General features: G+C 57.9%; 10 protein-coding genes. 5 read left to right on the top strand and 5 right to left on the bottom strand.

Annotated elements, in window-relative coordinates; translation table 11 throughout:
* Nucleotides 1-140: 140 nt before the first annotated feature.
* Complete coding sequence (locus ASD54_RS08310) at nt 141-1193, top strand: lytic transglycosylase domain-containing protein (RefSeq protein WP_244484712.1); 1053 nt, start codon at nt 141-143, stop codon at nt 1191-1193.
* A gap of 78 nt (nt 1194-1271) precedes the next feature.
* Here the strand turns inward: ASD54_RS08310 and ASD54_RS08305 are convergent, their stop codons facing one another.
* Complete coding sequence (locus tag ASD54_RS08305; protein WP_244484711.1) at nt 1272-2585, bottom strand: serine hydrolase; 1314 nt, start codon at nt 2583-2585, stop codon at nt 1272-1274.
* Between the two features lie 139 nt (nt 2586-2724).
* Here ASD54_RS08305 and ASD54_RS08300 point away from each other — a divergent pair, with 139 nt between their 5' ends.
* The 4 genes from ASD54_RS08300 (at nt 2725) to ASD54_RS08285 (ending at nt 6870) form a co-directional block, all read left to right on the top strand.
* Nucleotides 2725-3972 (top strand): DUF3419 family protein, encoded by a 1248-nt coding sequence (locus tag ASD54_RS08300; protein WP_062554126.1) that lies wholly within the window; start codon nt 2725-2727, stop codon nt 3970-3972.
* A gap of 47 nt (nt 3973-4019) precedes the next feature.
* The gene (locus ASD54_RS08295) at nt 4020-4655 is read left to right on the top strand and encodes a class I SAM-dependent methyltransferase (RefSeq protein WP_062554753.1); all 636 of its coding nucleotides are present in this window, start codon (nt 4020-4022) and stop codon (nt 4653-4655) included.
* Between the two features lie 112 nt (nt 4656-4767).
* Nucleotides 4768-5550 (top strand): GH25 family lysozyme, encoded by a 783-nt coding sequence (locus ASD54_RS08290; RefSeq protein WP_062554125.1) that lies wholly within the window; start codon nt 4768-4770, stop codon nt 5548-5550.
* Nucleotides 5551-5715: 165 nt separating this feature from the next.
* Nucleotides 5716-6870, top strand: a complete 1155-nt coding sequence (locus ASD54_RS08285) for a lytic murein transglycosylase (RefSeq protein ID WP_244484732.1) — start codon at nt 5716-5718, stop codon at nt 6868-6870.
* A 535-nt stretch (nt 6871-7405) separates the two neighbouring features.
* Here ASD54_RS08285 and metF read toward each other — a convergent pair.
* The 4 genes from metF to ettA form a co-directional block, all read right to left on the bottom strand.
* Complete coding sequence (gene metF / locus ASD54_RS08280; protein ID WP_062554123.1) at nt 7406-8305, bottom strand: methylenetetrahydrofolate reductase [NAD(P)H]; 900 nt, start codon at nt 8303-8305, stop codon at nt 7406-7408.
* Entirely contained in the window at nt 8302-9321 is a 1020-nt protein-coding gene (locus tag ASD54_RS08275) for a metalloregulator ArsR/SmtB family transcription factor (RefSeq protein ID WP_082547143.1), read from the bottom strand. The genes metF and ASD54_RS08275 overlap by 4 nt, the downstream gene beginning before the upstream one ends.
* Nucleotides 9322-9449: 128 nt before the next feature.
* Nucleotides 9450-11738, bottom strand: coding sequence for a methyl-accepting chemotaxis protein (locus ASD54_RS08270; RefSeq protein WP_082547142.1), 2289 nt, complete (start codon nt 11736-11738; stop codon nt 9450-9452).
* 248 nt (nt 11739-11986) lie between these two features.
* On the bottom strand, nt 11987-13636 hold the full coding sequence (gene ettA / locus ASD54_RS08265; protein ID WP_062554122.1) for an energy-dependent translational throttle protein EttA: 1650 nt from the start codon (nt 13634-13636) through the stop codon (nt 11987-11989).
* Between the last annotated feature and the right edge of the window lie 69 nt (nt 13637-13705).

The raw sequence follows: 13705 nt of genomic DNA, 5'->3' as shown, positions 1-13705 counted from the left end.
TGGATTGCGTGGCGGTCAAAGACCGGCGGGCTGGAAACAATCATCTTCATGAAAGTGAGACGATGGCGATAACCCGATTGATCGGTAAGAAAGCGGTTGTTGCGGCAGCGGTTTGCGGAGCAGTTTCTGGTTGCTCCAGTGTGCAGACAGCATCCAATGCACCGGCCAAGACAGACGTTGCTGCGGCCCAGCCGCAAGTCGCTCAAGTCTCAGCATCCCCGGCAAATGGTCAGGCCGCTCCTTCAGGCGCACAAGCTTCCGTTACCGCCATGACAACCAATGCAGGCGCCGCGCAAAAGGGCGGCCGCGTCGGCACCGATCAGATGGCAGCGATGCAGCAGCAGGGACCGGTCGCCGTTCCAGTTGGCATGACCACGCAGGTTGCGGAAAAGGGTGGCCGTGTTCACCAGATCGCTCTGCCAACCGGTGCATCCGCCATCAAGGCTCAAAACGACTCCGTCATCGCATCGCTTGCTGAAAAGCAGCAGCCCTTCCCTGCTGCAGCACATCCGCAGGCTCTCGCGGTTGCGCCAACGTCGATCGACAAGAATGGTGGCCTCCAGGCCATCAATATGGCGACGGCTGAGCGAAGTGCATCTGCACCCGTCTCGTCGCCCGCAGCTCTCACAGCCTCCGCACAAACGGCCCAGGTCGTTCCTGCAGCACTTCCGCCCGAAATGACCGCGGCCTACACGGCAATCCCAACGCCGCGTCCGCGACTGACGACGTCGACACCGTCTAACATGGTGGCATTCGCCGGCCCGGTTCGTCCGGGCTCCGGGATGGCAGGTGACTTCTTCCCGCCAGCGCCCGGTGCGCCGATCCCGCCGACGGCAGAAGCAAGCACGCCAACGCTCAATGCTCTCATCCGTCGTTATGCCGGTCTGTACGGCGTGCCGGAATCGCTTGTTCACCGCGTTGTTCACCGTGAAAGCAAGTATGACCCGCGCGCCTACAACAAGCGCGGCTATTGGGGCCTGATGCAGATCAAGTATTCCACCGCGAAGTCCATGGGCTATGCCGGGACGCCGGATGGTTTGCTCGATGCGGAAACCAACCTGAAATACGCCATCAAATATCTTCGCGGTGCCTGGCTGGTGTCTGAAAACGACTCCGACGACGCGATCAAGATGTATGCGCGCGGCTATTACTACGATGCCAAGCGCAAGGACATGCTGGACGTTATCCAGTAATCCTCGAGACAGATCGCAGTCTACGGCTTCTACCGGCAACCGCTCAATCGAACGGTTGCCGAATTGCTTTTATGGACTTCAACGCAGAGCCAGAACGGCTGCCACCAGCGCGTTGGGGCTATAGTCGAGCTTTCTGGGGGTCAGCCCCATGCGCAGGATCACGGTGCGCGTGGCGGGAATGACGGTAATCGTCTGTCCGTCATGTCCCTGGAGACGGAACCAGCCTGCAGGGATAGAGGTTCCATCCGGCGCTTTCGGAAGCCAAGTCTGTGCCTGTGAATACCGCCCATCCGAAGCGTTGTTTGGCTTTGCCATCAGCGCGGTGAAACCTTCCGGCAGGATCCGGCTACCGTTCCAGACTCCATCCTGCGCCAGCAGCAGACCAAACCGCGCCCAGTCACGCGCCGTGGCATAGAGATAGGATCCGCCAACGAAGGTTCCTGCGGCATCCACCTCCATAACCGCACTGCTCATGCCAATCGGGTCGAACAGCGCCTTCTGGGGAAAGCGAAGTGCCTTGGCCGTATCGCCCATATGGTCCATCCAAAGCCGCGACAACAGCACCGGAGAGCCGGTGGAATACGTGAACACTGTACCCGGTGGCGCTGCTGCGGGACGTTGCGTCATGAACGACACCATGTCCGACTCCAGATAGAGCATCCGCGTCACGTCGGAAACATTGCCGTAATTCTCGTTGAAGGCCAGGCCATCTTCCATGGAAAGAAGATCGGCAACACGGATACTTGCGCGGGTATCGTTCTTCCACTGCGCAAAGAGAGCGGCATCATCGAGCTTCATGGCGCCCTGCCCCATGGCGATGCCCACAAGTGCTGCATTCACGGTCTTGGTCATGGACCATCCGAGAAGCGGGGTCTGGGGGCTGAACCCCTTCGCATAGCGCTCCCCGACAAGACGGCCGTCCCGGATCACGACGATCGCCCGCGCGCCCGGACCAGCGAGATCTTCGCGAGCAAGAACATCCTGCACTGCGGGGTCAAGTTGCACCGCGCCACCTTGCGGCCACAGGAGAGACGAGTCCGGCGCGGGCTTTGGCGCTTCCGCAATCACCGGCAGCGGAACGACCTTCGCGCCCGCAGGGAGAACGCGGCAACCGAGGCCGGCATGATATTCCGCAGTAGTCCTGGCAATGCCACCTGTCAGCGAAGTCGTGACTGTCTGACGTTCCCGGTCGACAGTCGCGCTCATCAGTTTGAGAAGCGGGTGGCCGGGCGCTTGAACATCATCGGCAAGCACCAGATCCGCATCACGGTTGGCGATGAAGACGTTCGAGCAGATGATCTTGGCTGCGTATCCGGCACCGACGCGCAGAAGTTCCGGCGGACGGGCGTAAAGCCACGCATACCCGCCCACCAGCAGCAAGACGATAGCCAAACAGGTCCACTTCAGTATTCGCTTCAAGAATATCACAACAAACTCCCAATCGTCTTTTGATGGCCTTTTAGCATCGTCATGAAACTGTAGCAGCCCCCGTCTACAGCCATGTGAATTCCACATGAGGCGGGATTCGCAAATGGCAGAACTGGTACCGGATGCCGGTTTCCTGAAAAACGGGAAGCTGAAAAACGCATTGCTTCAACACAAGGCGCTTTCCCGAAACGGATTGTCGGAACGCCTCTTTGGCCTGCTTTTCTCCGGGCTCGTCTACCCGCAGATCTGGGAAGACCCGGATGTGGATATGGCCGGTATGGAATTGTCGCCGGGCCACTCCATCGTCTGCATCGGCTCCGGCGGCTGCAACATGCTTGCCTACCTGTCACGCCACCCGAGCTCGATCGATGTCGTCGATCTCAACCCACACCATATCGCATTGAACCGGCTGAAGCTTGCGGCCTTCCGCTCTCTCCCCGGCCACTCAGACGTCGTTCGCTTCCTTGCCATGGAAAATGTCTCGGGCAATGTCGAAGCCTTCGACAGGGTTATCGCACAGAACCTTGACGCGACCAGCCGCACCTACTGGCAAAAACGCCGTTGGAACGGCCAGCGTCGCATCGAAGTGTTCGAGCGCAACATCTACCGGACAGGGCTTCTCGGTCGCTTTATCGCTGTTGGCCATCTGCTTGCACGGCTACACGGCGTGCAGTTGACGGAACTGGCAAACGCCAAATCGCTGCGCGAGCAGCGTAATGTCTTTGATACCCGGATCGCGCCGCTCTTTGACAAGCCGCTGATCAAGTGGCTCACCAGCCGCAAGAGTTCACTCTTCGGCCTTGGCATTCCGCCGCAGCAATATGATGAACTGGCAAGCATTGCGACGGATGGTTCCATTGCGCCGGTGCTGCGCCAGCGGCTGGAAAAACTCGCCTGTCATTTCCCGCTGAAAGACAACTATTTCGCCTGGCAGGCCTTCATGCGGCGCTATCCGACTGGCGATGAAGGATCATTGCCAACCTATCTGAAGGTCGAGACCCATGCCGCGATCCGCGAGAATGTGGACCGTGTGCAGGTGCACCACGCCACCTTCACGGAGCTTCTGGCGTCGAAGCCTGCAGACTCGGTGGACCGCTATGTCCTTCTGGATGCACAGGACTGGATGACTGATCAACAGTTGAACGATCTGTGGACGGAGATCTCGCGCACGGCAACCGGCGGCGCACGCGTGATTTTTCGAACAGCGGCAGAAAGGAGCATCATTGAAGGCCGCCTTTCTCCGGCGTTACGCGCACAGTGGACCTATCTGGAAGAGAGGTCTCACGCGCTGAACCTTCAGGATCGTTCCGCGATCTATGGCGGCTTCCATATCTATGTGAGGTCCGCGTGACACCTCTGGAAAACCTCTCGCAGCCGCTGGGCGATCATGCGCAACGCATGGATCGCATGTATCGCTATCAGCGGCACATCTATGACCTGACACGCAAACACTATCTGCTCGGCCGCGACAGGGCGATCGAGCAGCTCCAGATCCCCTCAAACGGCAGCCTCTTGGAGGTCGGTTGCGGAACAGGCCGCAATCTCGTTCTCGCGGACAGACATTATCCGCAAGCCCGCCTCTTCGGCCTCGATATATCGGCGGAGATGCTGGCCTCGACCACGAAGGCTTTCATACATCTGGAAAACAAACCACACCTGCGGATCGCAGACGCGGCCCGATTTTCCGCAGCAGAATTCGGCGAAGATGCAGGCTTTGATCGCATCCTGATCTCCTATGCGTTTTCGATGATTCCCGAATGGGAGACCTCGATTGAAGCGTCTCTCGCAGCGCTCAAGCCAGGCGGATCGCTTCACATCATCGATTTCGGCCAGCAGGAGCATCTTCCGGCCTGGTTCCGCAAGGCGCTTCAGGCATGGCTGAAACGTTTCCATGTCACGCCCCGTGTCAATCTGGCTGAGGCGGTCGAGGAAAGACTAGCCCGCTTCGGCGCGGACATGATGGTGGAAGGCTTGTATCGGGGCTATGCCTGGCACATCATCGTTCGGCGCCGCGTTTGCGATAAACCCGCTTGAGCGCCCTCTTGCGCTCATGAAAAATTTACGACGTTATGGTTAATTAGGAATGACTGTTCTGTCTTGCGCGGCAAGCCGGACGAAATCCTGAGCGCGAACCAGACGGAGCCCCATGTCTCGCATTTTGCTTGCCCTTGCGACCACAGCTCTTCTTCTTTCCGGCTGCACATCCGCCAGCTTCGATCTGATGGAGACGACGGCGATCCGCAAGCCGAAGTTTCAGGATCTGGACCCGCAGGATTTCGGCAGCAACCATCCGGACCGCCATCAGGTCCATGGCATCGACGTCTCCAAGTGGAATGGCAATGTCGATTGGCAGACTGCGAAACGGTCGGGCGTATCCTTCGCGTTTATCAAGGCAACCGAAGGCAAGGACATGATCGATCCGGCCTTCGAGGCAAGCTGGAAGGGCGCGTCCACGGCCGGCATACCGCACGCGCCCTATCACTTCTACTACTTCTGCTCCACGCCGGATGAGCAGGCGGACTGGTTCATCCAGAATGTGCCGAAGCGCGCTTCGCTTCTGCCACCCGTCATCGACGTGGAGTGGAACCCTGCCTCGCCAACCTGCAGGACGCGCCCCGATCCGGAGACTGTTCGCAAGGTCATGCAGCGTTTCATGGATCGGCTGGAAGCGCATTACGGCAAGAAGCCCATTATCTACACATCCGTCGATTTCCACCGCGACAATCTGGTCGGGCATTTCCAGAATTATCATTTCTGGGTCCGCTCCGTTGCCGCCCATCCGCAGAAGATCTACGACTCACGGCGTTGGTCCTTCTGGCAATACACCTCGACAGGTGTCGTACCGGGGGTTCCGGGCAAGACGGATATAAATGTCTTTTCGGGCTCCGAGAAGAACTGGCATGCCTGGGTGGCATCCGTTTCGAAATAAGGGCTTGAACTGCAACCGGTGACCTGTTGTAACGCGGTCAAATTGCGCTCTGCCCTTGTTTGGTCACAAATATTACCGACATGGCGGGGACTGTCCGTACGAGGTTTCCCAATGTCTTTTCCCCTGTTTCGCCGTGCTGCATTCGCTGCTTCACTCACCGCTCTCATGGGCACCACTGCGCTGGCGCAGGAGGCAAAGCCTGCGGTTGCCTGCGGCGGCGATCTGGCTGCCTTCCTGAAGGACGTTAAGGCTGAGGCGATCGCCAAGGGCGTGCCGGCAGAAGCCGCCGACAAGGCTCTCGCCGGCGCACAGATCGACCCGAAGGTTCTTGCGCGCGATCGTGCCCAAGGCGTCTTCCGTCAGACCTTCCTGGAATTCTCGCAGCGCACCGTCAGCCAGGCACGCCTCGATATCGGGCGTCAGAAACTCAAGCAGATGGCACCGGTCTTTGATCGGGTCGAGAAGGAATTCGGCGTAGCGCCGGGTGTTGTCACTGCATTCTGGGCCATGGAAACAGACTTTGGCGCCGTTCAGGGCGACTTCAACACGCGCAATGCTCTCGTCACCCTCTCTCACGACTGCCGTCGTCCCGAGATCTTCCGCAAGCAGTTGATCGCCCTCATCGAGATGGTGCAGCACGGCGATCTTGACCCGACGACCAACACCGGCGCCTGGGCAGGTGAGATCGGTCAGGTGCAGATGCTGCCGGACGACATCATCCATTATGGAGTCGATGGAGACGGCGATGGTCATATCAACGTCAAGACCAGTTCCGCCGATGCCGTGCTGACTGCTGCTGCCTTCATCAAGGGCATGGGCTTCAAGGCTGGCGAACCCTGGCTGCAGGAAGTTGAACTGCCCGAAAATCTGCCTTGGGAAAAGTCCGGCCTCGGAAATGAAATCCCGGCCTCAGAATGGTTCGCGCTTGGCGTCAAGCCGCGTGATGGGGATACGAAGTTCAGCAATCTGCCGACGGCGCTTGTCCTGCCGCAGGGGCGCAAAGGACCGGCTTTCCTTGCCTATCCCAATTTCGGCATCTACCTGAAATGGAACCAGTCGTTCATCTACACGACGTCGGCTGCCTATTTCGCCACGCGCCTCTCGGGCGCCCCGACCTATGTCAAGGGCAACCCGGAACCCGGCATGGATGATGCGACGATGAAGGCACTGCAGACCAAGCTTCAGGCCCGTGGTCATGACGTCGGCAAGATCGACGGCATTCTCGGATCCGGCACGCGCGTCGCCGTTCAAAAGGAGCAACAACGTCTGGGCTTACCCGCTGATGGCTGGCCGACTCAGTCCCTGCTTGACGCACTTTGAAATCAGTCGGGCCGCTGAATGTTCTGTCGTCAGCGGCCCTGATTTTCATTGAACTTCTGCTCTTGCAGCGCAATAAAAGTCACAAAATATGACGATTTTTAACAGTGTCGACGCGAGCATTAACGCTTTGCACACCAAAATCGCTAACGAATTTTATAGAGCAAAATCAAACTGCTGATACGTTTAATCAGGGCCTTAACCTGTCGTTCACGCCGCATTGCAGCACATTATTTACTTTGAAACTCAACGCAAATGCCTCATCTTTGACTCGTTAAACCAAGGAGGCAGACATGGGACGCACCTATTCCTTCAATGCCCTTCTCGTCGGTGCAGCGTTCGTATTTGTGGCGTCGATGCTATTCATGTGAACTGTCGGCAGGCTGTTGCGGTTCTGCCTTATTGGATATCGAAGCGGGCCCAAAGGCCCATGACGACCTGAAACTGGTAACTGATCGACATTGGTTCCTGCGTGCAAAGCAGCGCATTCATGGAAAGTGAAGGCCCGGCAGTAGCCGCGCCTCACCTATAACAAGGCTCAGGCCGCCGCCCCGGTCTGGGCCTTTTCCTTTGGCAATCGTCCAAGATTGGTCAGGACTGCGGAAACCAGCGGTGCGCGGTTCATCGTATAGAGGTGAAACTCGTCCAGACCACGTCGCATCAGATCCTGGATCTGTTCAGCAGCCACCTCTGCGGCCACCTTGGCGCGCTCTTCCGGCTTGTCGTCCAGACCCTCGAACCGAGCATCGAGGAAGGCCGGAATACCGGCACCACAGCGGCTAGCAAAGCGCTTGAGCTGCGTCAGGTTCTGGATCGGCATGATACCGGGTACGACCGGGATCAAAATCCCTGCCTTGCGTACCTGCTCCATGTAGCGCTCGAAAACGTCATTATCGAAGAAGAACTGCGTCAGCGCGCGATCTGCACCTGCGTCCGCCTTCCGCTTCAGCATCTCGATATCGGCGTTCACGTCCCGGCTTTCCGGGTGCTTTTCCGGATAGGCAGAGACGGAGATTTCGAAACCACCTTCCGCCTTCAGGGCCGCGACAAGCGCTGCCGCATTCTCATAACCATGCGGATGCGGCACATAGGCGGTGCCCACGCCGCTGGACGGATCGCCGCGCAAGGCAACGATATGCTTCACGCCCATCGCCCGAAGCTCATTGATGACGTCATGCGTCTCATCACGATCTGCATCGACACAGGTCAGATGTGAGGCTGTCGGCAGGTTCGTTTTCGAGATGAGGCGTTCGACCGTGGCGAAGGTGGGCCTTTTGGTAGTTCCGCCTGCCCCATAGGTCACGGATACAAACTCCGGCTCGAAGAGCGCCAGTTGATCCACAGTCTGCCAAAGCTGCTCCTCCATTTCCGGCGATTTCGGCGGAAAGAATTCGTAAGACAGGCGAAAGTCATGCGCGGGGCGGACCGGATGTGTCATTGGGCGGCTTCCGATTTCAGTATGTCATAGGTGTTGGAAGAAGCGGCTGGTTCTGCGCCGCTCCGGGCACGCGCGAGCCAGATCGTCACTGTCAGTGCAGGCGTGCCTTTGGTCGCAACAGGCTTGAGGTCCAGAATGTCTTCGACGACGAGACCCGCTTTTTCCAGCCATTCCTGAACCGTCTGGTGCGAGAAACCGAGCCGAACGTGGGCATGATCTTCGCGCAGATAATCCAGCGTATGCGGTGCCAGATCCACGATCAGCAGACGACCGTCACTCCGCAGCACGCGTGCTGCCTCCGTCACGGCCTTTTCGGGTTGATCCAGGAAGTGCAGAACCTGATGGACGGTAACGAGGTCGAAGTCGCCCGCTTCCGCTGGCAGGTTGAAAATATCGCCGTGCCGAACCGAGGCCTTCAGAATACCCGCCCGATCGAGATTGGCGCGGGCAACAGCCAGCATGTCGCGGCTGGCATCAATTCCGACGGCACGCCGATAATGTGCATGAAGCTGCTGGAGTACCCAGCCGGTGCCTGTGCCGAGATCGAGCAGAGAATCGATCTGCGCGTCACCAATCAAGTGCGCCAGCGCTTTTTCCACCTGCTCGTCACTCACGTGCAGGCGACGCAACTCATCCCATTCGGCAGCGTTACGGCTGAAATAGGCCTGTGCTCTCGCGGCTCTCTCCCGCTTTACGTCCGAAAGCCGCTCGCCATCGCGCACCAGAACCGGATCCGACAGATCGACGGCCCCCAGCAGTTGACGAACCACAGCTGCCGCCTCCCCTTCGTGGCTCAACCGGAAAAACGCCCATGCGCCTTCCTGGTAGCGCTCGATAAGCCCCTCTTCCGACAGCAGCTTCAGATGGCGCGAAATGCGTGGTTGCGACTGCCCGAGAATATCGGTCATATCGCTGACCGTCAGATCCCCTGCCGACAGCAGGACGAGCAGACGAAAGCGGGTGGTTTCACCCGTCGTCTTCAGCACGTCCACCAGCTTTTCGAGACCCAAGGTCATTACGCATCCACCACAATCAAGATATAAAGATATCTTTATGTGACATTGCAGAGGATGACAAGCCTAATTTTCCAAACGGGCATGGGCGGACCCTTCCATCCGCCCATGTTCGCTGCTTCCGTCAAAGATCAGAATTCTTCCCAATGCTGTGAGGCGGTTGCTGGCGATCCCATTGCCGAAACGGCGGCGCCACTTCGGATTGCCGATGCCGAAGGCTGCCGCATGGTCTTCGCGACCTGACGCAAGGCAGAACCTGATGACGTACCCGGACCCGCCTGAACCAGCTGGAAGCGCGCGATCAACTCATGCAATTTATGGCTTTCACCCGCAAGGCCTGCGCCAGCGGCGTTCATTTCCTCCACCATCGCTGCGTTTTGCTGCGTTGCCTGATCCATATGGTTGACCGCGGTGTTGACCTCAGCCAGACCGCTTGACTGTTCATGCGCAGCGGTCGCAATCGCGTCCATGTGGGTGTTGATCGTCAGCACCAACTCCTCAATCGCTGTCAGGCCCTGGCCTGTATCGCTGACAAGTTTCACACCCTCGGAGACAGCAGCGGTAGAGTTGGCGATGAGTCCCTTGATTTCCTTTGCCGCATTCGCGGAACGCTGGGCCAGCTCTCGAACTTCCTGTGCAACAACCGCAAAGCCCTTCCCGGCCTCACCGGCTCGCGCCGCTTCGACGCCTGCATTCAGGGCAAGCAGGTTGGTCTGGAATGCGATCTCGTCAATAACGCTGATGATCTGGTTGATTTGACGCGAGGCCTGCTCGATACGCTCCATCGCTGTCACGGCATTGCGCACCACGCTTCCTGACTTCTCCGCCTGATTTCGGGCGTGGCGGACAACCTCGCGCGCCTCAATGGTGCGGTGCGATGTCGAGGTGACGTTTGCCGTGATTTGTTCAAGGGCCGCTGCCGTCTCCTCAAGCGAAGCGGCCTGCTGCTCCGTACGACGCGCCAGATTGTCGGAGGCGTCCGAAATCTCGCGAGACCCTCCTGCAACGACAGTGACGGTCGAACCGACTGCCTTGAGCGTTTCACGCAACTGAGCCACGGAGGAGTTGAAGTCGGCACGCAGGCTTTCAAACTGTGACGCAAGAGGCTGATGAATATCGCACAGCATATCGCCACCGGCCAGTCGGCGAAGGCTCGCGGCCAGTGCGCCAGTCGCCTGGCGAAGCCGCTCGTCTGCCTCCCGTTCGGCCTCCGCCTGCAATGTCGCCCGTTCGGCTTCCATGCGAGCACGGTTTCCGTCGGCTTCCGCTTCCAGCTCGGCATTGCGCAGAGCCGCCTGGCGGAACACTTCGACCGAATGCGCCATGGTGCCGATTTCGTCGCGACGGTCCGTGTAGGGAATGGCTGCTGCGGTGTTACCTTCGGCCAGTACCGTCATCGACTTACTGATCCCGAGGATCGAAGACGACAGACTGCGGGTAATCAGAACGCCAAGAGCAATGACCAGAACGACGAACGCTGCAACGCCCGAGATGATGGCAACCATCGAGAACCAGGCGGCATTCAACCGCGCATCGGCACCCTTGATGAGGTTCTGACCGTTTTCACGAAGAAAGCCGGCGATGACTTGAGTTCGCTTGCCGGTAGCTTCGGTAAAAGCATCATAAACCTCGGGCTTGCCCTTATAGTCTTCCAGGCTTGCCATGGCCGCATATATGTCTGTTAAAACCTTGCCATCGGGCGATGCGAAGAAGGCATCGACACGCTCCTGGATAGGCTTGGACACGAAAGCGCGGAAGTCAGGGTCGAAGTTGCGGATCTGATTGGAACCCTCATCGAAAAGAGCCTGTTCAACCTTACTGAAACTGCGCTTCTGAATGTAGATTTGCCCCATACGTCCAGACAGAAGCTGACCTTCGTTGACCTTCATCCAGGCATGATAGCCGCGAATATCACGCGCAAGTGCTACGTCGTCGGTGAGACCACCGGCACGAGATGCCATGGCCATTCCAGCCTGTACAACCGGCTTTGCATATCGCAGCGGCATAAGCGGGTCTGTATCACCCGCATCCTGCTTCTGGCGATATTCCGACATTCTTGAATAGGCTGTCTCAAGATTTGACCGCAGCCTCAGCGTCAGCTCATCATTGTAGCCCAAGGCCTTCAAACGATCGAGTTGCTCGATCATGTTGTTGTATGTGGCATCCGATACGGTCCGGGTTTTCGGGCGTTCTGATGGCGGGAGCATGCTCTCCAAGGGAACCGTCAGCATCAACTCGCCGCCTGCATAGGCGAGCTCAGCCATGATCCGGGCTCGCTGAAGACGCTCATACTCTTGATAGCTCTTGAAGCCAACCATCATGCCCAATCCCACGACAGCAGCAAGCGGTACCAGCGCCAATGTAACGAGCGCCTTTCGAAATGGAAGCTTCCTTAATGACAGCAACAGTACATCCCCCATCTAAGTGTTCCTGCTTCCAGAACGGAAAGCTGAATACGTGTAATTTAGGGATATACAATTCTAAGATTGATAATTATTTAAAGCAAAAAATAACAAATTCAGCATTACTGTATATTATAATAAATAGACATATAAAAACTAATCCACGAAAAACAATAAAAGCCGCTATTCGATCATGAATAGCGGCCTTTAAAGAATTATCATCCATGATTATCGAGCGACGTTAAGTTCGCTCGACTAAGTCAAGACTAACGCGTCAGACGCTTGTAGGTCACGCGCTTCGGATTGACCGAGTCTGCACCCAGGCGACGGATCTTGTCCTGCTCGTAATCCTCGAAGTTGCCTTCGAACCATTCCACATGGCTATCGCCCTCGAATGCGAGAATATGGGTCGCAAGACGGTCGAGGAACATGCGATCGTGGCTGATGATGACAGCGCAGCCCGCGAAGTTTTCAAGCGCGTCTTCCAGCGCACCCAGCGTTTCGGTGTCGAGGTCGTTGGTCGGTTCGTCGAGCAGAAGAACGTTGCCACCAGCCTTCAGCATCTTGGCGAGGTGAACGCGGTTGCGCTGACCACCGGAAAGGTTGCCGACCTTCTGCTGCTGATCGCCGCCCTTGAAATTGAAGGCGCCGCAATAGGCTCGGCTGTTCATCTCGTATTTGCCGAGCTTGATGATGTCGTTGCCGCCCGAGATTTCTTCCCAGACATTCTTGGAACCATCAAGCGAGTCGCGGCTCTGGTCGACATAGCCGAGATGCACCGTCTCGCCGATACGGATATCGCCGGAATCCGGTGTTTCCTGACCGGTGATGATGCGGAACAGCGTCGACTTACCGGCACCGTTCGGACCGATGACACCCACGATGCCGCCCGGCGGCAGCTTGAACGACAGGTTTTCGAACAGAACGCGACCGTCGTACGATTTCGAGATGTTTTCCGCCTCGATAACCACCTGACCAAGACGCTCGCCAACAGGAATGATGATCTGGGCTTCGCCGGGACGACGATTTTCCGCTGCTGCCACCAGTTCGTCATAGGCACGGATACGGGCCTTGGACTTTGCCTGACGCGCCTTTGGAGACGATGCAATCCACTCCTGTTCGCGGGAAAGGGCCTTCTGGCGGCTGCCTTCCTCGCGCTCTTCCTGTGCAAGCCGCTTTGCCTTGGCATTGAGGTAGGCGGAATAGTTGCCTTCGTACGGGATGCCGCGACCACGGTCGAGCTCGAGAATCCAGCCAGTGACATTATCGAGGAAGTAGCGGTCGTGGGTAACCATCAGGATGGCGCCCGGATACTCGCGCAGGTGCTTTTCGAGCCAGGCGATCGTCTCGGCGTCCAGGTGGTTGGTCGGTTCGTCAAGGAGCAGCAGGTCTGGCTTGCGCAGCAGGAGCTGGCAGAGCGCAACGCGGCGCTTTTCACCACCGGAGAGGTTATCGACCGATGCATCGCCCGGAGGGCAACGCAGGGCGTCCATGGCCATTTCCACTTGGCTTTCGAGATCCCAGAGATTCTGGCTGTCGATGATGTCCTGAAGCTTCGCGCCCTCTTCCGCCGTTTCGTCGGAATAGTTCATCATCAGTTCGTTATAGCGGTTGAGGATCGCCGTCTTGTCGGCAACGCCTTCCATCACATTCTCGAACACGGTCTTGGTCGGGTCGAGCTGCGGCTCCTGCGGCAGGTAGCCAAGAGTGGCGCCGTCGGCAAGCCAAGCTTCGCCCGTCCACTCCTTGTCGAGTCCGGCCATGATCTTGAGAACCGTGGACTTACCCGCGCCGTTGGGGCCGAGGATACCAATCTTGGCGTCCGGATAGAAAGAGAGATGAATGTTCTCAAGTATCTTCTTGTTGCCGTAGGCCTTGTTGAGGCCAGCCATGTGATAAATGAATTGACGTGCCATAGGGACAATCGCTCCGGCGCCAGTGTGGGAAAAGTGCCCGCTATGTAAGCGAAATGGGCCTGAGGGGCA

Origin of the sequence: Rhizobium sp. Root149 (assembly GCF_001427345.1) — a bacterium.
GTDB lineage: Bacteria > Pseudomonadota > Alphaproteobacteria > Rhizobiales > Rhizobiaceae > Neorhizobium > Neorhizobium rhizoryzae.
Note: the sequence above shows the minus strand (reverse complement) of the source record. Positions and strands in the feature narration are given on the sequence as shown.

What these genes read in the sequence shown, in the direction of transcription:
- ASD54_RS08300 (WP_062554126.1), top strand. Translation starts at nt 2,725, where the DNA reads ATGGCAGAACTGGTACCGGATGCCGGTTTCCTGAAAAACGGGAAGCTG.
- ASD54_RS08295 (WP_062554753.1), top strand. Translation starts at nt 4,020, where the DNA reads ATGGATCGCATGTATCGCTATCAGCGGCACATCTATGACCTGACACGC.
- ASD54_RS08290 (WP_062554125.1), top strand. Translation starts at nt 4,768, where the DNA reads ATGTCTCGCATTTTGCTTGCCCTTGCGACCACAGCTCTTCTTCTTTCC.
- ASD54_RS08285 (WP_244484732.1), top strand. Translation starts at nt 5,716, where the DNA reads ATGGGCACCACTGCGCTGGCGCAGGAGGCAAAGCCTGCGGTTGCCTGC.
- metF (WP_062554123.1), bottom strand. Translation starts at nt 8,305, where the DNA reads ATGACACATCCGGTCCGCCCCGCGCATGACTTTCGCCTGTCTTACGAA.
- ASD54_RS08275 (WP_082547143.1), bottom strand. Translation starts at nt 9,321, where the DNA reads ATGACCTTGGGTCTCGAAAAGCTGGTGGACGTGCTGAAGACGACGGGT.
- ASD54_RS08270 (WP_082547142.1), bottom strand. Translation starts at nt 11,738, where the DNA reads ATGGGGGATGTACTGTTGCTGTCATTAAGGAAGCTTCCATTTCGAAAG.
- ettA (WP_062554122.1), bottom strand. Translation starts at nt 13,636, where the DNA reads ATGGCACGTCAATTCATTTATCACATGGCTGGCCTCAACAAGGCCTAC.